Genomic DNA, 21173 nt, shown 5'->3' with positions numbered 1-21173 from the left:
TACTATGTAAAGGATTTTACCAGCATAAGCTTATTTGAAAGGTGCGGTGTGACACCGCACCTTTTGTACTTACATCAATAGAGCCAGCACGGCCTTCTGGGCATGAAGACGGTTCTCCGCCTCGTCCCAAACCGCAGAATGGGGCCCGTCGATGATCTCGTCGGTCACTTCTTCTCCCCGGTGGGCCGGCAGACAGTGCAGGGAAATATAGTCCTCCTTGGCCAGGGCACACAATTCTTTATTCAACTGGTAGGGGGCAAAGATTTTCTTGCGCAGATCGTATTCCGCTTCCTGGCCCATGCTGGTCCACACGTCGGTAACCACCACGTCGGCCCCGGTCACAGCCTGCACCGGATCGGTGACAATCTCAATTCTGGCGCCGGTGGCCAGAGCATCCTGCTTGGCCAGTTCCACCACCTTTTGGTCAGGCTTGTAGCCTTCGGGGGAAGCGATGCTGATATTCATGCCCACCTTGGCGCATCCGTACATCAGGGAATGGGCAATGTTGTTGCCGTCTCCTACGTAGGCCAGCCGCAGGCCCGCCAGGCGGCCCTTGTGTTCCTTGATGGTCAGAAAATCCGCCAGGATCTGGCAGGGGTGCGTCAGATCGGTAAGGCCGTTGATCACCGGCACCGTGGCGTAGTGGGCCAGTTCCTCCACCTGGCTCTGGGCATAGGTGCGGATCATGATGCCGTCCACAAACCGGGACAGCACCCGGGCGGTATCGGCAATGGATTCACCGCGGCCCATCTGGATGTCCTTGGGGCTTAGGAACAGGGCGTACCCTCCCAGTTGAACCATGGCCACCTCAAAGCTGACCCGGGTCCGGGTGGAGCTTTTCTGAAAGATCATGGCCAGTGTTTTTCCTCTCAGGTAGGGGTGGGGGATGCCGGACTTCTGCAGGCCTTTGATCCGAACAGCCTCATCCAGCATAAATTGAACTTCCTCAACACTGAAATCATGAAGGGTTAAAAAGTCTTTCCCCTTTAATTTTTTTCTGAGTTCCTCCATGTATGTCATCCTCTCTCTCCGGTTTGTTAACCCGCGTTTTTAGCGCGTTCCTTGTTACCCAGGAACTTAGTAAACTGGTCCAAAGACACCGGGGTGACCTCGCCGCCTTTCAGCAAATCGTGCAGCACGCCGGCCATGGCCTTGGCCGTATCCAGGGAGGTCAGGCAAGGCACTTTGTATTCCGCCGCCAGACGACGCAGGCGGAAACCCGCCCGGCCCGGAACTTTTCCTTTGGTGGGGGTGTTAATGACCAATTGAATATTGCCGGAACGCACCAGTCCCACCGGGTCCTCGGTACCCACCACCGGCAGCCCGGCAGAAGCCAGGGCGTCGGCGGTATGGAAGGTGGCGTACAGCTTGAAGCCCAGTCCGGCATACTGGCGGGCCACTGCCACCGCTTCCAGCTTATCCCGGTCCGCCACCGAAAAAAGCACCGACCCGCTGCGGGCTACCTTCAAGCCGGCGGCGGTAATGGCCTTATAGAAGGCATGGGAGAAGGATTTGTCCACGCCCATAACCTCCCCGGTAGATTTCATTTCCGGCCCCAGGGAGGTTTCCACCAGGCCCAGCTTCTCAAAGGAAAATACCGGCGCCTTAACCGTTACATGGTCGGAAACCGGGCCCAGGCCCGGGCAATAGCCCAGATCGGACAGGTTCTTGCCCAGCATGCAGCGGGTAGCCACCTGGACCATGGGCACCCCGGTCACCTTAGAGAGGACCGGAACGGTACGGGAGGCCCGGGGATTTACTTCCAGAACAAAAACCCCGCCTTCCCCCACCACATATTGAATATTCATGAGCCCGCAGATCTTCAGAGCCGCTCCAATGCGCAGGGTATAGTCCACCACCAGATCCATCTCCCGGCCGGTGAGGCTCTGGGGCGGGTACACGGCGATGCTGTCGCCGGAATGCACTCCGGCCCGCTCCACATGCTCCATAATGCCGGGAATAAACAGTTTCTGCCCGTCTCCGATGGCGTCCACTTCCACTTCTTTACCCCGGACGTATTTATCCACCAATACCGGATGTTTGGGAGAAACCTGCACGGCGGTGGACATGTATTTCAACAGTTGGTCGTCGTTATAAACAATTTCCATGGCCCGGCCCCCCAGTACATAGGAAGGACGCACCAGTACCGGGAAGCCAAGGCCCGCGGCAATGCTTCTGGCCTGTTCCACCGTGGTGGCTGTCTTCCCTTCGGTTTGGGGAATATCCAGGCCCTTGAGGAGCTTCTCAAATTTTTCCCGGTCCTCGGCGGCGTCAATGCCCTCCACCGGCGTTCCCAGGATGCTGACCCCCAGGTCCGCCAGGTCCCCGGCCAGGTTAATGGCCGTCTGGCCCCCGAACTGAACAATGACGCCCCGGGGTTTTTCTTTATCAATAACGTTCATCACGTCTTCCACGGTCAGGGGTTCAAAATACAGCTTGTCAGCGGTGTCAAAGTCGGTGGAAACCGTTTCGGGATTGTTGTTAATAATAATGGCTTCAATCTTTTCCCGCTGCAGTCCCCACACAGAGTGTACCGAGCAATAGTCAAACTCCACTCCCTGGCCGATGCGGATGGGTCCGGAGCCCAGGACTACCACTTTATCCCGGTTGGATACCTCCACTTCGTCTTCGGTATCATAAGTGGAATAGTAATAGGGGGTGGAAGATTCAAACTCCGCCGCGCAGGTATCCACCACTTTATAGGTGGGCAGAAGGCCGTATTCTTTCCGCAGTTCCCGGATTTCTTTCATGGCGACCCCGCAGAGCCGTCCAATATGAGCGTCAGCCAGGCCGCACACCTTGGCCCGGTGCAGCAGTTCCGGCCCGGGCAGGCCCCCGGTTTTGCGAATCTGCTGCTCCAGCACCACCAGATCCTTGATTTTCTCCAGGAACCAGTAGTCGATGGAAGTTAACTGGGCCACTTCTTTGAGGGTCCAGTAGCGGCGGAAGGCTTCCGCCACCACAAAAAGCCTTTCATCATCCGGACGGTTCAGCTTGCTTTCCAGCTCCATTTCAGTCCAACTGGCGCTGCCCTTGATTTGCAGGCTGTCCACGCCGATTTCCAGGGAGCGCACCGCCTTCATCAAAGCCCCTTCAAAGGTCCGGTCAATGGCCATCACTTCTCCGGTGGCCTTCATCTGGGTTCCCAGCACCCGGTCGCCGCTGGAAAACTTGTCAAAGGGCCAGCGGGGAATCTTCACCACCACATAATCCAGGGTCGGCTCAAAGCAGGCGGTGGTTTTGCCGGTAACCGGATTGGTGATTTCATCCAGATGCAAACCAATGGCGATCTTGGCGGCAATTTTAGCAATGGGGTAGCCGGTGGCCTTGGAGGCCAGCGCCGAGGAACGGCTAACCCGGGGGTTTACTTCAATTACGATATAATTCATGCTGTAGGGATCCAGGGCAAACTGAACATTGCAGCCGCCCTCCACCTTTAAGGCCCGGATAATTTTCAGGGAGGCGCTGCGCAGCATCTGATACTCCCGGTCCGACAGGGTTTGGGAAGGGGCTACCACAATGCTGTCCCCGGTGTGAACACCCACCGGGTCGATGTTTTCCATGTTGCAGATGGTAATGCAGTTGTCCGCCGCGTCCCGCATCACTTCGTATTCGATTTCCTTCCAGCCGGCCACGCTGCGTTCCAGCAGAACCTGGCTGATCATGCTCATTTTTAAGCCCCGGTGGCAAATGGCGGTCAGTTCCTTTTCATCCTTGGCAATGCCGCCCCCGGTGCCCCCCAGGGTGTAGGCCGGGCGAACAATTAAGGGATAACCGATTTTATTGGCAAAATCAATGCACTCCTCAACGGTGCCGGCGATGGTGCTCTGGGGGATGGGTTCGCCGATTTCCAGCATGGTGGCCTTGAACAATTCCCGGTCCTCCGCCTTTTTAATGGCTTCCAGAGAGGTTCCCAGCAGGGCCACCTGATATTTTTCCAGAATGCCCTGTTCCGCCAGTTCCACAGCCATATTTAAACCGGTCTGGCCCCCCAGGGTGGGGAGCAGGCCGTCGGGTTTTTCTTTGGCGATGATTTTCTCCAGACTTTCCCAGGACAGGGGTTCCACATAAACCCGGTCGGCAATGTCGCCGTCGGTCATAATGGTGGCCGGGTTGGAATTAACCAGCACCACCTTGATGCCCTCTTCCCGCAGGGCCTTGCAGGCCTGAGTTCCGGCATAGTCAAACTCCGCCGCCTGGCCGATGATAATGGGGCCGGAGCCGATAACTAGTACTGTTTTGATGTCCTTCCGCTTGGGCATCCTGATCCTCCTTCGGGCTAATAGGGTTTTTCTTTATTAGGCGCTTTGCACTTCGTCCATGGCCCCGGACAAGATGGCCAGGGCATGGTCCACATCTTCCTCGGTAATAATCAGCGGCGGCAGGAAACGCAGCACGTTGCCGTTGGTGCAATTGATGAGCAGCCCCTGCTCCAGGCATTTAGCCACAATGTCCTTGCCTTCTATGCTTAATTCCAGACCCAGCATGAGACCCAGTCCCCGCACTTCCCTCACAAAGGAATGCTTGGCCGTTAGGCCCGATAGTTTTTCCTTAAAGTATTGTCCCACTTTGGCCGCATTTTCCTGGACCCCGTCCTGGAGCAGCGCTTCCATGGCCGCCAGGGCCGCAGCGGTGGCCAGGGGATTCCCGCCAAAAGTACTGGCATGGTCCCCGGGCTGGAAGGCGCCGGCCACTTCCTCTTTGGCCAACAGGGCCCCGATGGGAAAGCCGCCGCCCAGGGCCTTGGCCAGGGTGATGATATCCGGTTCCACTCCATAATGCTGGTGGGCCAGGAATTTGCCGGTCCTTCCCAGTCCACACTGAACTTCATCAAAAATCAACAGCAAGCCCTTATCCCGGCACAGTTGCGCCACCCCTGCCAGGTAGCCGGGATCGGCGGGAATTACACCGCCCTCGCCCTGAACAGGCTCCAGCATAACCGCACAGGTCTGAGGACGGATGTTTTCCTCCAGGGCGGCCAGATCATTAAAAGGTACATGGCGAAATCCCGGAGGCAGCGGCTCAAAACCTTTTTGATATTTGGTCTGCCCGGTGGCCGTAACCGTAGCCAGGGTCCGCCCGTGAAAGGAGTTGGTGGCTGAAATCACTTCATATTGATTCGGCCCAAGATTTTTCTTGGCGTACTTGCGGGCCAGTTTAATGGCGCCTTCGTTGGCTTCAGCTCCACTGTTGCAAAAAAAGGCCTTGCTGGCACAGGAATTTTCCACCAGCAGTTTGGCCAGTTTAACCTGGGGTTCGATCCAATAGATATTGGAGCAATGCAGCAGGGTCGCTGCCTGCCGGGAGATGGCTTCCGCCACCTTGGGATGGGCGTGACCTAGGGAATTAACCGCCAGCCCTCCCACAAAGTCCAGGTATTTGCGGCCGTCGGCGTCCCAAACCCACGGGCCTTCACCCTTCACCAGGGCCATGGGTAAACGACCGTAGGTATTCATTACGTACTGCTGACCCATATTGATAATTTCCTGGTTGTTCATTTCTCCACCTTACCTTTCACTGATCTAAAAACCTACATCCGTCTCTAGGGCGCAACCATGGTGCCAATTCCCTGGTCGGTAAACACCTCCAGCAGAATGGAGTGCGGCACCCGTCCGTCCAGAATATGGGTGGAATTGACCCCTCCCCGGATGGCCTCCACGCAGCAATCCACCTTGGGAAGCATGCCGCCCTGGAGCACACCCCGGTCCACCAGGGCGGGAATATCCTGCACTTTGATGGTGGACAACAGGGAAGAAGGATCATGGCGATTCTCGAGGATTCCCTCCACATCGGTTAAAATAATCAACTTATCCGCCTTCAGGGCTTTCGCCATGGCCCCGGCCACATAGTCGGCGTTGATGTTGTAGCTTTCCCCGTCCCGGCCCACACCCACCGGAGAGATGATGGGAATGTAGCCCTCTTTTAGCACCGTTTCCACTAGACCCGGGTTTATTTCCGTTACTTCTCCCACAAAGCCGATGTCCTGCTGTTCTCCGCCCAGTTTTTTGGCGGCTATAATCAGGTTGGCGTCCTTGCCGGAAAGTCCTACCCCCCGGCCCCCCAGCCGGTTAATCAGGGAGGTGATTTCTTTATTTAGTTTGCCCAGCACCATCTCCACCACTTCCATGGTGGGAGAATCGGTCACCCGCAGGCCGCCCACAAACTGGGATTCAATCCCCAGCCTTTTCAACATGCCGGTGATCTCAGGTCCACCGCCGTGAACCACCACCGGATGAATTCCCACAAATTTCATTAACACCAGATCGGTCACCACCGCCTGTTTCAACTGGTCGTTGATCATGGCGTGGCCGCCGTATTTAATAACCACAGTTTTTCCGTAAAATTTCTTAATATAAGGCAGGGCTTCCACCAGAACGCCCGCTTTCTCCAAGGGAGTCAATCCATTCGCCTCCTGTATAAGCAATCACGTCCGATAGCTTCCGTTTATTCTTACATAATCGTAGGTGAGGTCGCAGCCCCAGGCGGTGGCCGAGTGGGCGCCGGACTTCAGGTCCACGCAAATCTGCACCGGGTCCCGGCTCAGCATCTCCACGGCCCGTTCCTCGTCAAACGCCAGGGCTCCCCCGTCCTTGGCCACCTGTACTTCCCCGATAAAAATATCCGTTGCGGCGGGATCAAAGGCTGCCCCGGAGTAACCCAGGGCGCAAAGAATGCGGCCCCAGTTGGCGTCTTTGCCGAAAACAGCCGCTTTAAAGAGATTTGAACCGGCCACCGCCTTGGCGGCCCGGCCTGCATCCTCCCTGGAGGGCCCGCCGGTAACCTGCACCTCCACCAACCGGGTGGCTCCTTCCCCGTCCCGGGCAATCATTTTGGCCAGGGCGGTGCATACCTCCTTCAGGGCTCCGTAAAACCGGCGGTAATCTTCCGTATCCTGAACAATTTCCGCATTGCCGGCTTTGCCGTTGGCCAGCACCACCACCATGTCGTTGGTGCTGGTATCCCCGTCCACGGTAATCATATTAAAGGAACGGTCCACAGCCCGTTTAAGAGCCTGCTGCAGCACTGCATCGGAAATGTTGGCATCGGTGGTGATAAAGCACAGCATGGTGGCCATATTGGGGTGAATCATTCCCGAACCCTTGGCCATTCCCCCAATGGTGACCCTTTTATTTTTAATGGGCAGCTCTACGGCATACTCCTTGGCCATCAGGTCGGTGGTCATAATGGCCTGGGCCGCTGCCGAGTGATTTTCCCTGCTTAGTTCCGCTACTGCCTGAGGCACTGCGGCGGCAATCTTGGCCACCGGCAAAGGAACCCCGATTACGCCGGTGGAAGCCACCAGCACCTGTTCTTCAGCAATGTCCAGCGCTTCCGCCGCGGAGCGGGCCATGGCCTGGGCATCGGACATCCCCCCGGGCCCGGTACAGGCATTGGCATTCCCGGCATTGACAATAACGGCCCGGGCCTTCCCCTGCTCCACCCGGCTCCGGGTGAGTTCCAGGGGTGCGGCTTTCACCCGATTGGTGGTATAAACCCCGGCGGCAGCGGCGGGAAGCTCGGAGAAGATTAAGGCCACATCCAAAGCGCCGTTCTTTTTCAATCCCGCCGGAACACCGCTGGCCAAAAAGCCCTGGGCAGCGGTAACTCCGCCGGGTATATTTTTAAGGCTTCCTGCTTCAGTCATTTTTCTTCCTCCTTATGGATACATGCCCGCAAAATCCAGTCCGGTCTCCTCGGGCAGGCCGGCCATGACGTTCAGGTTTTGCACCGCCTGGCCCGCCGCACCCTTTAACAGATTATCAATGGCGGATAACACAATCACCCGGCCGGTTCGGGAATCAACGGTGACGGAAATATCGCAGTGGTTGGAACCGGCTACGTTTTTGGTGGCGGGCAGCATTCCCGGAGGCAGAATCCGGACAAAACGTTCTCCGGCATAAAAGGACCGGTATCTCTCGGTAAGTTCCTGGGTGCTGATCTTTTCGGTCAGATTGGCATACAGGGTGCTCAGGATGCCCCGGGTCATAGGCGTAAGGTGAGGCGTAAAGCTCACCGTGACGGGAGCCCCTGCCAGCCGGGAAAGTTCCTGCTCTATTTCCGGCGTATGGCGATGGGTGGCTACCCCGTAAGCTTGAAAATTATTGGTGGTTTCCGAGAAATGGGTCTTTAGGCTTAACCCCCTGCCGGCCCCGGAAACGCCGGACTTGGCATCAATAATCAGGGATTTCGCATCAATTAATTTATCAGTGAGCAGAGGTGCCAGTCCCAGGATGGCACTGGTGGGATAACAGCCGGGATTGGCCACAATCACACTGTCTTTAATCTCTTCACGGTTCAACTCCGGCAGTCCGTAAACCGCCGAAGCCACCAGCACCGAGGCGGTATGCTCGGTTTTATACCAGGACTGGTAAACATCCACATCTTTCAGGCGAAAGTCCGCTCCCAGATCGATCAGGCGCTTGCCCCGGCGCATGACTTCCTCGCCCACCGGCATGGCATGACCGTGGGGCAATGCGGTAAAAACCACATCGCACCGGGCCACCAGTTCCGGTAAATAAAGCTCTTCCAGAACATGATCCACCAGGCCGTATAAATGAGGAAAAACCTCCCCCATGGGTTTTCCGGCGTAGGTTTGGGAGGTTAACGCCGCCAACTTTACTCTGGGGTGCCGGGACAAAAGGCGAACCAGTTCCACTCCGGCATAGCCTGTGGCCCCGATAATTCCTGCTTTAATCATTATAGCCCCTCCAAATATATGCATAAATATTTATATTATAAAACGTTATTCCTTTTATATCCCGCTATGCATATTAATAATTATACATATAGATGCATAAAATACAACCATTTTTTCTTTGCAGCAGGTTTTAATTTTTGCTGTTTTATATTATAAGTTCCAGAGCCTGTCCGCACTTCAGGCAGATCTTGCCCTGCAGCCCCGAGGTGTCGGTTGCATAGCCCCCTCTTTGAATAACCGGAAACTTGCACCGAGGGCAATAGGTGTGCTGGGTGGCCGGATCTCCAAGGTTGCCCAGGAAAACATAGTTTAGTTTTTCCCCGGCAATGCGGTAGGCCCGGTGCAAGGTTTCCTCCGGGGTGGCCGGCAGATCAAATTGATAGTTGGGGAAGTATCTTGAAAAATGCAGGGGAATATCCCTGCTCATTCCGGCAACCCAATCGGTAAGCTCTGATATTTCTGCGGGCGAATCATTGAGTCCCGGCACCAGCAAAGTGGTAATCTCCACATGGCATTCCTGCCGGGCTATTTCCACCGTTCTTTTTACCGGGCCCAGTTTTCCCAGGCAGTTTTCCCGGTAGTATTGATCTGTAAAACCCTTCACATCAATGTTCATGGCATCGATGTAGGGCAAAATTTTTCTCAGGGGTTCTTCCCGGATATAACCGTTGGTAACCAGTACATTCTGCAAACCGGCCTCCCGGGCTAACCGGGAGGTGTCATAAACATATTCATACCACATGAAGGGCTCCGAATAGGTATAAGCCAGACCAATACAGGCCAATCCCCTGCTTTTTTGTTCCAGGGCCATATCCACAGCCTGCCCGGGCGATAAAATCCTGGTCCGGGGCTGGCCGTGGGCAATCTGCCAGTTCTGGCAGAAGCCGCATTTTAAGTTGCACCCCAGGGTTCCCAGAGAAAAAACCAGGCTGCCCGGACAAAAGTGGTAAAGGGGTTTTTTCTCCACCGGGTCCAGGGCACAGGCGGAGACCCGGCCGTAATTCAGAGTGTATAACACATCCCCCCGGTTCTCCCGGACCCGGCAAAAACCCCGCTGTCCCTCCTGAATGGTGCATCCTTTGGGGCACAGTCCGCAGAAAACCCGCCCTTTTTCCTTTCGCTGATAAAACATGGCTTCATGCAAAAAAACATCACCCCAGTAACCTCAGACATTGAAATTAACGGTAGCGGACAACCCCAAATCTTTCCAGAGTTATCTTTTCATGGGGCCCGATGCCTGCCTTCTGCCTGGCAATGTCCACCTGCTGTTCCGGTGTGTCCACCCCTTCCAGGTCCGGCAGGAGCAGTCCGCTCCGGCGGTCCCTGCGCACAATTACCCCGTATTTCTTTACATCCAGTTGATCCACACTTTGAATGGGTTCCGGCGGCAGCAGCACATCCACGGAAATGGCCAGGTCGTCCAGCTCGTCCGGACGAACCGGGTAGAACCTGGGGTCCCGGGTTCCCGCACTGACCGCATTGTAAGCCACTTCCTCAACCACATTGGCTCTGGTAGGGCCGGTGGTGCCGATGCATCCCCGCAAATGCCCGTCCTTTTTCAGGGAAACAAAAGCCCCTGCCGCTTCCGAAAAGGCTTCGGGAACGGGGTAACGGTCCGATGTCTTCCACTGCCCCTGCAGATAACTGGTCAGGCTCTCCCGGGCCACCTGCACAAGGTAACTTTCCTGCTTTTGCAAGCTTTCTATTTTGCTTCTCTGCTGTGTTCGCAGTTGTTTCAGCCACTGCTTTTCCGGCGCGTCGCCGGTGGGTTCCAGGGAAGCCACCATATAGCCCACCCCAAAGGGGCCCTCATAGGACAAGACTTCACTCTTAACCGCGGTACCCTCCAGCGCCCCCAGCATCATTAGGATGGGCCTCAAGCCGCATTGTCCGGCCCCTTCGCACAAATCTTCATCCAAATTCATTAAACCCGCTAGGTCCATGGCGCCCACCAGGGAAACCAGTTTCCGGTCAAATTCCTTTCCCCGCTCATCATACCCGGCCGGGGCATGACGGGTAAGACGGTGGGATAAATCCCCGCTGGCCACTACCGCCACGGGGGTTCCCGCAACCTTGGCCGCCTGCTTCACCGCCACCCCAAAGGCATATAACCGGTCTGGCGAAAAAACGCCCATGGAGCAGGGGACCAGGGGAAGTTCAACCCCGGCTTGACGAAGGTAATAGAGGGGCACCGTGAAGCCGTGGTCCAGGTCCAGATCAACACCGGTCTGCCGGGCTAATTCCTCATCCAGTTCAAAAACCGGGATCTGCAGGTCTTCAGCCTGACGGCCGATCTCCTCGCCCAGCTTTTGATCGTAGCTGCAGGAAAAGGAAACTCCGGCAGCCCCAAAACGGCTTAAATCTCCCTTTGTTTCCGGCAGACTATTAATGGCAATGCCATCGCCAAAAACCGGGGCATGGGGTGAAATCATCACCAGTGATTGAGCGCCGCTTTCCTTAATCCGGCGGCCCAGCTCCAGCATGGCCTCCCGGGTGGCCAGCACCTTGTCCGCCTCCTCTCCCCCCACTTCCGGCAGCGCAATGGGCGGGTGAGGCATAATACCGCAAAATACCACACTCATTGGCATTCCCTCCATTCCTATAATAATAAAAAGTGTCCGCCGCTCCTTTGTTAAAGCTATTCTAACGTATTGCCTTCATTTTTATGTGAATTTCCTGGACACTGCAGAATAAGGCAAAATCCTTTCATTTTTACCGCTTATTTCACCTTGTGTAACATTTTTCGGGTGTACAGGGCAAATTCCTGCCGGAATCGGTACAATAGAAGGAACAAATTTACAAATGTCGAAGGTATACTGGAAAAAGGGGGGATTGTTGATGATTGATCGAGTGATGTCCGCTTTACTCCGGACCGATAGCATAAAGGTAAGCCCCGGCAAACCGGTGGACAAAATTCAGCAGCAGCCCTTTATTTTGGGGGGCAAGATGCCCGGTGAAACCTCAAATGCCGTCAAAACCCCCGGGGCCAAGAACCTTCCTCAACCGGAAGCAGCCCCGGCCAACCGGCAGGATGAACTGTCCTACGTTCCCCTTCCCCTTCGTTCTCAGATCTATGAGGACGCCCGGTTTTATTATAAGCTCCGGGATTTTTCAGCCAAGACCGAAGAAAACGGAGAAGTTAAGGTTTTATTCAGCATCCATACCGACCTCCTGGGACAACTATGGTTTACTCTGGCCGCCCAGCCGGGTAAATTGCTTTCGGTCCAGTGCATTACGGAAAACAATGAAGCCGCCGAAGCTTTCCGGGCCGCCTCCACCGCCCTGCAGGAGGAATTATCGGAAGTAGGCTACCCGTCGGTTATTCTCTCCTGCCGCACCCAGCCGGGAATCCGCGGTATTGCCGATCTGGACCCTGATTTTCCAGCCGCAGAAGCTCATTTTCTGCTGAATGTGCAGGTGTAGCCATGAACAGGAACCGGGAAAAGACAGTTTCTCCAGATCAGGCGAACCGGGCCCCGCTGACGCCTCTGTACCAAGACCCAACCTTGGCTCAAACCCTGTCTGAACTGGGTATGGGCGCAGAAATTCCTCCGGAACTTCATGAGGCCCTGGTCCGAATATTGGTCCATGTGGCTGTATTGGATAAAAAGATCACCAAATAGCAAAGCCATGCTCCCCTTTTATGACATCTCTTTAACCCTCCAGTGCTTGACTTTATCTCCACGCAAACAAAAAATCACAGGAAAATAAGACTCCTGTGATTGATTCATGTCATAAAATCTATTTCCCTACGGGCAGTGTTCCGATCTTCGGCTTATCGGAGGCAATTTTCCGCAGGGCATCCAGGGCAAAATCCACTTCTTCGGGTTTGTTAAAATAAGAAAAACTAAACCGCACCAGCTTCTCCTGAAAGGTTCCCAGGGTTTGATGGGCATCCGGGGCACAATGTAATCCGGCCCGGCAGGCGATATTGTATTCCTTATCCAGTATTTCTCCCACCTCACTAGCTTTATAGCCCTCTATTTTAAAGGCAACCACCGACACTCTCTGGTCTGTTGTCTGCTTGCCATAGACTTTTAGTTCTCTAATCGCCGCTGCCCCTTGCAAAAACCGTTTGGTTAAATCCATTTCCCGCTCTCTGATTTTCTCGAGGCCTGTTTTGCGGATAAATTTTACTCCCGCTCCCAGGCCCGCGATACCCACCGCATTTAAGGTTCCGCTTTCATACCGCTCCGGCATCATGCTGGGCTGAGTGGGTGTTTCCGAGCCGCTGCCGGTGCCTCCTTCCCGGAGGGTGCGCAGGTTTACATCTTCACGAATATAAAGTCCCCCTGTGCCCTGGGGGCCATAGAGGCTTTTATGTCCGGGAAAAGTCAAGATGCTGAGATTCAGTTTCTTTACATCAATCCTTATGGTCCCGGCGGTTTGGGCCGCATCCATAATAAAATGCAGTTGGTATTGAGCCGCCAGCCGGCCAATCTCTTCCACCGGCATAATGGTTCCGGTGACATTGGAGGCATGGGTCAGGATAATGGCTTTGGTATTGGGCAAAATGGCTTTTTCCATCTCCCGGATATCCATATCCCCCTGTTGATTGCACATGATCTTGGTGACCTGAACACCGTAACTTTCCATGGTATAGAGGGGTCTGGTTACGGAATTATGCTCCATGGAACTGGTAATCACATGGTCCCCGGGCTGCAGCAATCCTTTTATGGCTAAATTTAAACTATCCGTAGCGTTTAAGGTAAAAATAATTCTTTCATGATTTCTAATACTAAAAAGGTCAGCCAACTGCTGCCTGGTTTCATCCACAATCTTGTTTGCCGTCACCGTAAGCTTGTGCCCGGCCCGCCCGGGGCTTGCCCCCACTTCTTTGATAAAGTGTTCCATGGCTTGCCAGACTTCCGGTGGTTTGGGCCAAGAGGTTGCCGCAGAGTCAAAATAAATCAAGATTTTTTTCCTCCTCGAAAAAAGGTGTCTTACTTAATGTTCCATTCTATGCTTTACAATATGCGCCGGTTCATGGATTTCACCATCGGCTGCCGGAAAAAGCTCGCTTTGCTTTTTTATGCTACCCTTTAAATCAGGGAGCAGGAATAAACTCCCCTGGCTGTTGTTGAAAGGTTTTTATTACGTCTTCATTGGCTTTGGCCCCGGGTTCCTCTTGGGACTGCCCCTCAGCGAAGTATTTTACAATGCCTGCAGTGATACTCCAGGCCACTTTACTCTGGTACAGGGGATCCAGCAGTAGTTTTTCCTCTGTTGGATTGGTAATAAAGCCGATTTCCACAATGGTCGCCGGCATGGTTGTTTTTCGAATGGCGTAGTAATCCACCTGTTTGGCCTTTCTTGTGGTGTTGCCAAGAATCCGGGCCATTTCCCCTTGAATGCACTCTGCCAGAATCTTACTTTCCGGAGACTGCGGATGAGAAAAAACCTGGGCCCCGTGTTCCTTTTTTCCCGGAAAGGCGTTGCAGTGAACGCTGATATATAAATCCGCCTTTCGATCATTGGCCATGGCCACACGCCTGGATAGATCCTGCCTTTTCTTTCCCTGCCAGCCGCTGGCCGAGGAGTCGCTTAAATCCACATCGCTGTCCCTGGTTAAAATGACCGCCGCACCCATTTGTCCCAGCACCGTGGCCAATCGTTTGGATACTTCCAGATTGATTTCTTTCTCCGGAACCCCGCTGACACCAATCTTTCCCGGGTCCCGTCCACCATGCCCGGGATCCACCACAATCAGCTTATTAACCATAACCGGGGACAAGGCCTCCACATTCTTTTCCGCCCATAGGGCGGTGGACATCTTATACATCTGCACCAGAATGAACAATAGCAGCAAAAGACCCAATAGAACTCTTTTCTTTAATCGAAAGGCTCCTACAAACACAGACACGCCTACCACTCCTTAGTACAAGTCTTCTACTGGAAATGGTATGCAGGAAATTTGGTAAATAGAAGCAACGGATCCGATCCCTGGATATAAAATAACCACTGTTAAACAGTGGTTATTTGCAGTAATAATTCATTTGTTGATATAAGCCCCTCATCTGTTGCTGGCCCCTATTTTCCAGGCTACTTTGTGCTTGCATAAAACCGCTTTAATGGCCATGTAATCCACTTCGTCCGGAAGCTGCTCCTTGAGCGGTTTAAGCTTATCGGCGCCCAGTTCTTCAATCTTTTGCAGGATAAGGGCTTCATATTTTTGAGGAATCAAGGTATCCCAGGGAATATCGTAACCTTCCAGGCCGCAGCGAATCAGGTGGTCTTGGATGGTAACCGGCTTCAAATTCCTTTCCCGGGCAATCTCCGGGAGGGAATAGCCTTTTTGCAGCAGCTTCCAGGTGATCACGTGACTGGGCGGTTCCTTTTCCTGGTCCGGCTCCCCGCTAGAGGCTCGCTCCTTTTCTAAAGAAATACCTTTTTCCTGAACATATTGCTGAATCAGCTTCAGGAACTCTTGTCCGTATTGTTGGAATTTTGCCTGTCCCACCCCTTTGATGGCCAGCATGGCCCCTTGATCTGCGGGGCAGTGTTGACTCATCTCCCTCAGGGTGCTGTCCGGAAAAATAATATAGGGAGGGACTTTGTTTCTCTGGGAAAGCTCCTTGCGCAAACTGCGAAGTTTTTCAAATAAATCATCCTCTATATCCTTGACCTGTTCTTTTTGCCTTATCTTTTGTAAGACTTTCTCCTGACCCTTCAGGACGGCAAAGGCCTTGGGCAGAAGTTGAACCACCGGATATTGGCTTTCGGTCAAAAAAAGATAGCCCTCGGCAATCAGTACATGGATCAAATCGGTGATTTGTTTAACGGTGTACTCCTTCAATAAGCCGTAAGTGGATAACTGATGAAAACCATACTGCTTTACTCTTTTGCTCTGGGAGCCCTTGAGAACATCCGCCACCAGGGAAGCGCCGTACTGTTCTTTCATGCGCCAGATGCAGGAAAAAATCTTTTGCGCCTCCACCGTAATGTCCGTAAGCTGGCTGTTATCATTGCAATTGCTGCAGTTGCCGCATTTTTCGGGAACCGTTTCTTCCCCAAAATATTTTAGGATGGTTTGCCGTAAGCAGCGGGTTGTATGGCAGTAATCCACCATGCCCTGCAGCTTTTTATATTCCTGTGTTTTTCTTTCCGGAGATATGGGGCTTTGTTCAATGAGGAATTTTTGTACTTGGATATCCTGGGCGCCGAATAGCAGGATGCACTGGCCGGGCTCCCCGTCCCGGCCGGCCCGGCCGGCTTCCTGATAATAAGCCTCCATGTTTTTCGGCATGTTGTAATGGATGACATAGCGTACGTTGGATTTATCAATCCCCATGCCAAAAGCATTGGTGGCCACCATGATACGGATGTCGTCGTATAAAAACATTTCCTGGTTGTGGGCTCTTTCCTGATCACCCAATCCCGCATGATATTTACCCACAGCATGCCCTTTTTGTTTCAGCCAGTGATGGAGGTTGTCCACTTCCTTGCGGGTGGCCGCGTAGATAATGCCTGCCTGGTTGGCATGATTGGCCAGGTAATGGGTTAGGAAGTCCCTTTTGTTTTCTCCCCGGATAACCGAAAAGGTTAAGTTTTCACGATTAAATCCCGTGATATAAATCCTGGGCTCTTTTAATGAGAGCAGCCGGACCATATCCCGGGTTACCTCTTCGGTGGCGGTGGCCGTAAAGGCCGTTACCACCGGTCTGCGGGGCAGCTCTTGGATGAAGGGGGCAATGGCCAGATAGCTGGTCCGGAAGTCGTGTCCCCATTGGGAGACACAGTGGGCCTCATCCACCGCCACCAGGGAGATGGGCAGCGATTGCATGCGGGCCAAAAAGCCCTTCGCTTCCAAACGCTCCGGAGCCACATATAGCAGCTTGTATCTTCCGCGCCCTGCCTGCCGGATTCTTTCCGCCGCTTCTTCATAATCCAGGGAACTGTTAATATAGGCAGCCGGGATTCCCAGACTATGGAGGGCGTCCACCTGATCCTTCATCAGAGAAATTAAAGGTGAAATCACCAGCGTGGTTCCGGGAAACAGCAATGCCGGCACCTGATAACAAATGGACTTTCCCCCGCCCGTAGGCATGATCCCCAGGGTATCCTTTCCTTGTAAAACACGATTAATGATTTCTTCCTGACCGCTTCGAAAGGAGGAATAACCATAGTATTTTTTTAGGATCTCCCTAGCCTTTTGCAACATCCCTCATCACCTCACACCCATACCTAAAAGTACAAAAAGGAAGGCGGATGCCTTCCTTTAATTTGAGATATTTAACGTTTCGAGAACTGAGGCGCCCGGCGGGCTTTCTTAAGACCGTATTTACGACGCTCTTTCATACGAGGGTCGCGGGTTAAGAAACCGGCACGCTTTAAAATGGGACGCAAATTGGGGTCAGCCTGAATCAAGGCCCGGGCAATACCGTGTCTTACCGCACCGGCCTGACCGCTAACGCCGCCGCCGATCACTTTACACATCACGTCAAAGCGACCCACGGTATTGGTGAGCTCCAGGGGCTGGCGCACCACCATATCCAGCGTTTTACGTCCAAAATAGTCCAGAACCTGCTTACTATTTACCAGAACCTTGCCTTCACCGGGTACCAGGTAAACCCTGGCCACTGCATTCTTCCGACGGCCGGTTCCATAAAACTGTACTTGAGCCACAATATTTCCTCCTTCCGGTCAAGACTTAATAATTAAAAGTTCCACACTTCCGGCTTTTGAGCCTGATGGGGATGTTCAACACCCTGGTAAACTTTCAGTTTGGTAGCCTGCTGAGTTCCCAAACGGTTGTGGGGCAGCATGCCTTTGACGGCCTTTTCCACAATCAGTTCCGGGCGTTTATCCATCATCTTGCGGTAGGAAGTCTGTTTCAGACCTCCGGGATAACCACTGTGCCGGGTGTACATCTTTTGATCAAGTTTGTTACCGGTAAGGATTACCTTATCAGCATTCAAAATAATAACATGGTCCCCGGTGTCTACGTGGGGGGTAAACATAGGAGTATGTTTGCCACGTAAGATGCGAGCAGCTTCTGCAGCCACACGACCAAGGGCCTTTCCTTCAGCATCTATGACATACCATTTGCGCTGTATTTCAGCTGGCTTGGCCATGAATGTTGTCTTCATTTTTTTGTAAACCTCCCTTAAAGCCTGGGTGCCTGACTGCGACAACGGGGCGGGAGCCGCAACCGGCCACACATAATAGTATTTTAATCCATGGGAAATCAGGTGTCAAGCCGAAAGCCATGACTTGTTCGGTTTTTCTCTATGAGCTTTTTAGGATTTTGCATTTGATCAAAGGATCATATTTAGGCAAACAACGCGGAACACAAATATACCATTTATAAAAAGTGACAAAAAAGGAGTATCGCTTATGTCTACAGCCTTGATAGACTTTTAATATTTTAAAACAAATCATTATAAATAGAAAACAAAGATTGCTAAACATAAGATATTTATAAAATTTAAATTATTTTTATAGATTTAGTTGGTGCATATTTTTTCTTCCATAAGTTTCTTCTATATTGATCTTAACTGAAATTTATTTCTGCAAATTTTGGAGATTTGAATTCTTTTCTAAAAATCAAGAAATACCAAGATTACTAAAAATGGTCTTGAGCTAACTAGTATCGATACATAGATAATCCAATAAGTACTCCAAAGAAACTAGGAAGATGCATGCCTCTAATTGTAATATTTTGTGGTGATTTGTCGATGTGGTTAACAGAACAAACATACAAAACCTCTTTTATTAAAAAGAGGTGATTATGTATTTATGTTTAAAAGTAATTTCAAAAATAATTCAAATATTCTTCTAATAATTGAAAAATTTCAGCCCCTTATTAAAAAGTATAGCAAGAGGTTATTTTATGAAGAGGCTGAAAGTGATTTAACAATATTTTTATTAGAATTAATTAAGAAAATTCCTAATACTGAAAACGAGAGAGTAATCACTAGTTATATAGCAAAATCAATAAAAAATGAATTTATAAGACTGAATAAGAAGCAAGAGTTAATTAGTCAAAAGGAAGTTGCTACAGAATTAGATAAGTTAAAGTACATCTCCGAAAACAATATTGATTTAGATATCAAAATTGATATAAAAAATGCACTAAAGTCCTTATCTCAAAAGCAACGAGAAGTTATTGAATATAGGATATTATTAGATTATTCATATTCCAAAACCGCCAGTATACTAAATATCTCTAGGCAAGCAGTATTCAAAACTCAAAAAAAAGCTCTAAATATTTTAAAAGATAAACTTCAAAAAGTATACTATAGTTCTTAAAATTAAGGAGAAAAAATGGATAATAAGGTGATTAGTTTTATTATAGCGACGTCTGGCACCCTAGGCACCTATTTTTTGGGAGGGTTTGACTTAATTATTCGAACCTTAATTATTTTGGTTTTATTTGATTACATTACAGGAGTAGCATCTTCAGTTATAAATAATAGCCTTAATAGTGAAATTGGTTTCAGAGGTATTATGAGAAAGGTAGGTATTTTTTTCGTGGTCGCTCTTGCCCACCTTCTTGATATGACTACGGGTTTGGAAGATCCCCTACTTCGAACGATGACTATTTGGTTCTACATAACCAATGAAGGTCTAAGTATTCTAGAAAATTTAGGTAAGATGGGAGTTCCATTACCACCTTTACTGGTAAGAACTTTAGAAAAATTAAAAATTCAAACAGATGACCAAAGTAAACAAAAACGTTCTTAAAATAATTTATTCAAACGTAATTTTAATTAATTTATAAAAATGTATTTTAATGCGAAACCTTTTTTAGATTAAGAAAGTCTTATATTAATGAGAGATCTTATATTATAGCACAACAAAATAAGAACAAGGACGGTGTTCTTCATGAGGAAAATTTTTCTAACCTGGATCACTACTCTATTGTTGAGCTGGTGTATTATATCTCCGGTTTATGCCATGAATAATGAAATATGGCAACAGGTGGGGCAACCTCCACTTACGGGAGATAATGCCAATGTTGTAAGCCTAACTGTCCACAATGGGCTACTTTATGCCGGAACAGGTTCCAATGGTGTTTGGGTGCTGAAAGAAAAAACCTGGTCCCAGGTAGGGGGTCCCCAAGGACTATTAGGTGACGCAGTATATACTAGAAATATTACTGCTTATAACGGTTCATTATACGCAGGAACCGCTGTCGGCGTTTGGAAGTGGGATGGACAGACATGGTCGATGGTAGGTAATTTATCAAATGACTCGCAAATTGTCGTCCATAATGGGATGCTTTATGCCGGAACGGGTAGTGGAGTCTATGTATGGAACGGCTTTATGTGGTCTATGCTAGGCAACTTACCTCCTACAAATACAAGTTGCGGTCTGACTAGTACAAATGGTGTTCTTTATGCAATTCATCCTAATAAGGTATGGGCATGGAATGGAGATATTTGGTCGGAGACAGGCGAGTTATCTGCAGCGGGATACGGTGTTTCAAGTCTAGCAACAGTGGATAATAAGTTGTTTATAGGATTAATGAACCAGGGCGTACGGATCTTAGAAAATAATGTTTGGAAACCTGTAACCGGGAAAACCCCATTACCTACCTTATCAGGTGGTGCTCACGTGTCTTGCCTGCTTAGTTTTAACGGCAAGCTGTTGGCAGGAGTACTTGGCAGCGATGTATGGGTCTGGGACCAGACCGATTGGTCGCGGTTAGGAGCGGCAAATGGAACAATGGAGGAAATGCCGCAGATTAACTGTTTATTCGATTATCATGGAATTGTTTATGTCGGAACCTTCGACGGTGTTTGGTGCTATAAGAGTGACCAGGAAGACCCTCTATCCGAAATATTTATGGATACTTCCAATCATTGGGCAAAAGATACGATTAAAAAATTAGTAACCAATGGTTTTGTTTCTGGCTACCCAGATGGCTGCTTCCGTCCGGATCATCCGATAACCAGGGCTGAATTCGTTACGATTTTGGTAAAAGCACTTAAACTTGAGCCGGTACAGGGAAAAGTATTTATGGATATACAAAACCACTGGGCAAAAGATGCAATCACCACAGCCAATGCCTGCGGAATTCTCAACGGTTATCAAGACGGGACTTTCAGGCCGGATGAACTTATTACCCGGGAAGAAATGGCTGTTATTATGGTAAAAGCAAAAAAACTTGACTTTTCCTTCCAGGAATTTAGCATTACGGATGGTAAAGATATTTCGACATGGGCAAAAGAATCGGTTACAATTGCAATCGAACACAATATGATGAAGGGTTATCCTGATGGTACCTTTAAACCTAAGGAAAATGCCACTCGAGCCGAAGCAGCCACAGTTATTTTAAATTCAATTCAATAGTATACGTGTCCAGCAAATTGATTTTAAAGATAGCCATAAAGATGTACTCTTTATATTCTGTACCATTGTCAGCCTTCCTGGACTTTTTAGTTGCAACTAAAAAGTCCAGGAAGGCTGACATTCCGTTTTGCGTTCTCTCAAGGGTTTTAAGTAACGTTGTCATATTTAATCTACTCAA

Annotated in this window: 18 protein-coding genes; 5 read left to right on the top strand and 13 right to left on the bottom strand. The window is 50.7% G+C overall.

Going from position 1 to position 21173, the window contains the following annotated elements:
• Positions 1 to 69 precede the first annotated feature (69 nt).
• The 8 genes from argF to amrA all read right to left on the bottom strand — a co-directional run bounded on the left by argF (position 70) and on the right by amrA (position 11280).
• Positions 70 to 1011, bottom strand: a complete 942-nt coding sequence (argF, locus tag DESRU_RS01835) for an ornithine carbamoyltransferase (protein ID WP_013840424.1) — start codon at positions 1009 to 1011, stop codon at positions 70 to 72.
• 26 nt (positions 1012 to 1037) lie between these two features.
• A complete protein-coding gene (carB, locus tag DESRU_RS01830) occupies positions 1038 to 4262 on the bottom strand; it encodes a carbamoyl-phosphate synthase large subunit (protein WP_013840423.1) in 3225 nt (1074 codons plus the stop codon).
• 36 nt (positions 4263 to 4298) lie between these two features.
• Positions 4299 to 5498, bottom strand: coding sequence for an acetylornithine transaminase (locus tag DESRU_RS01825; protein ID WP_013840422.1), 1200 nt, complete (start codon positions 5496 to 5498; stop codon positions 4299 to 4301).
• Positions 5499 to 5542: 44 nt separating this feature from the next.
• The gene (gene argB, locus DESRU_RS01820) at positions 5543 to 6400 is read right to left on the bottom strand and encodes an acetylglutamate kinase (RefSeq protein ID WP_013840421.1); all 858 of its coding nucleotides are present in this window, start codon (positions 6398 to 6400) and stop codon (positions 5543 to 5545) included.
• A gap of 24 nt (positions 6401 to 6424) precedes the next feature.
• Complete coding sequence (gene argJ, locus DESRU_RS01815) at positions 6425 to 7645, bottom strand: bifunctional glutamate N-acetyltransferase/amino-acid acetyltransferase ArgJ (RefSeq protein ID WP_013840420.1); 1221 nt, start codon at positions 7643 to 7645, stop codon at positions 6425 to 6427.
• Between the two features lie 12 nt (positions 7646 to 7657).
• A complete protein-coding gene (argC, locus tag DESRU_RS01810; RefSeq protein ID WP_013840419.1) occupies positions 7658 to 8698 on the bottom strand; it encodes an N-acetyl-gamma-glutamyl-phosphate reductase in 1041 nt (346 codons plus the stop codon).
• 145 nt (positions 8699 to 8843) lie between these two features.
• Positions 8844 to 9830 (bottom strand): AmmeMemoRadiSam system radical SAM enzyme, encoded by a 987-nt coding sequence (amrS, locus tag DESRU_RS01805; protein ID WP_013840418.1) that lies wholly within the window; start codon positions 9828 to 9830, stop codon positions 8844 to 8846.
• 46 nt (positions 9831 to 9876) lie between these two features.
• Positions 9877 to 11280: an AmmeMemoRadiSam system protein A gene (gene amrA, locus DESRU_RS01800; protein ID WP_013840417.1), complete on the bottom strand. Its 1404-nt coding sequence runs from the start codon at positions 11278 to 11280 to the stop codon at positions 9877 to 9879.
• A gap of 256 nt (positions 11281 to 11536) precedes the next feature.
• Here amrA and fliK point away from each other — a divergent pair, with 256 nt between their 5' ends.
• Together fliK and DESRU_RS01790 are read left to right on the top strand one after the other, a co-directional pair.
• On the top strand, positions 11537 to 12121 hold the full coding sequence (gene fliK, locus DESRU_RS01795; RefSeq protein ID WP_013840416.1) for a flagellar hook-length control protein FliK: 585 nt from the start codon (positions 11537 to 11539) through the stop codon (positions 12119 to 12121).
• A gap of 2 nt (positions 12122 to 12123) precedes the next feature.
• Entirely contained in the window at positions 12124 to 12321 is a 198-nt protein-coding gene (locus DESRU_RS01790; RefSeq protein WP_013840415.1) for a hypothetical protein, read from the top strand.
• A 118-nt stretch (positions 12322 to 12439) separates the two neighbouring features.
• On the opposite strand, the gene DESRU_RS01785 is transcribed toward DESRU_RS01790, so the two are convergent.
• The 5 genes from DESRU_RS01785 to rplM form a co-directional block, all read right to left on the bottom strand.
• On the bottom strand, positions 12440 to 13612 hold the full coding sequence (locus tag DESRU_RS01785; protein ID WP_013840414.1) for an aminotransferase class V-fold PLP-dependent enzyme: 1173 nt from the start codon (positions 13610 to 13612) through the stop codon (positions 12440 to 12442).
• 133 nt (positions 13613 to 13745) lie between these two features.
• Complete coding sequence (locus tag DESRU_RS01780) at positions 13746 to 14561, bottom strand: N-acetylmuramoyl-L-alanine amidase family protein (RefSeq protein WP_013840413.1); 816 nt, start codon at positions 14559 to 14561, stop codon at positions 13746 to 13748.
• A gap of 150 nt (positions 14562 to 14711) precedes the next feature.
• A complete protein-coding gene (gene recQ, locus DESRU_RS01775; RefSeq protein WP_013840412.1) occupies positions 14712 to 16859 on the bottom strand; it encodes a DNA helicase RecQ in 2148 nt (715 codons plus the stop codon).
• 71 nt (positions 16860 to 16930) lie between these two features.
• On the bottom strand, positions 16931 to 17323 hold the full coding sequence (rpsI, locus tag DESRU_RS01770) for a 30S ribosomal protein S9 (protein ID WP_013840411.1): 393 nt from the start codon (positions 17321 to 17323) through the stop codon (positions 16931 to 16933).
• A 32-nt stretch (positions 17324 to 17355) separates the two neighbouring features.
• Complete coding sequence (gene rplM / locus DESRU_RS01765; protein WP_013840410.1) at positions 17356 to 17787, bottom strand: 50S ribosomal protein L13; 432 nt, start codon at positions 17785 to 17787, stop codon at positions 17356 to 17358.
• Positions 17788 to 18436: 649 nt separating this feature from the next.
• On the opposite strand from rplM, the gene DESRU_RS01760 reads away from it, so the two are divergent.
• From DESRU_RS01760 to DESRU_RS01750, 3 genes are all read left to right on the top strand, one after another.
• The gene (locus DESRU_RS01760) at positions 18437 to 18949 is read left to right on the top strand and encodes a sigma-70 family RNA polymerase sigma factor (RefSeq protein ID WP_013840409.1); all 513 of its coding nucleotides are present in this window, start codon (positions 18437 to 18439) and stop codon (positions 18947 to 18949) included.
• A gap of 15 nt (positions 18950 to 18964) precedes the next feature.
• Positions 18965 to 19384, top strand: a complete 420-nt coding sequence (locus DESRU_RS01755; protein WP_013840408.1) for a phage holin family protein — start codon at positions 18965 to 18967, stop codon at positions 19382 to 19384.
• Positions 19385 to 19597: 213 nt separating this feature from the next.
• The gene (locus DESRU_RS01750) at positions 19598 to 20995 is read left to right on the top strand and encodes an S-layer homology domain-containing protein (RefSeq protein WP_187290602.1); all 1398 of its coding nucleotides are present in this window, start codon (positions 19598 to 19600) and stop codon (positions 20993 to 20995) included.
• Positions 20996 to 21173 lie beyond the last annotated feature (178 nt).

Origin of the sequence: Desulforamulus ruminis DSM 2154, from assembly GCF_000215085.1 — a bacterium.
GTDB classification, from domain to species: Bacteria; Bacillota; Desulfotomaculia; order Desulfotomaculales; family Desulfotomaculaceae; genus Desulfotomaculum; species Desulfotomaculum ruminis.
This window is presented reverse-complemented; position numbering and strand designations above follow the sequence as displayed.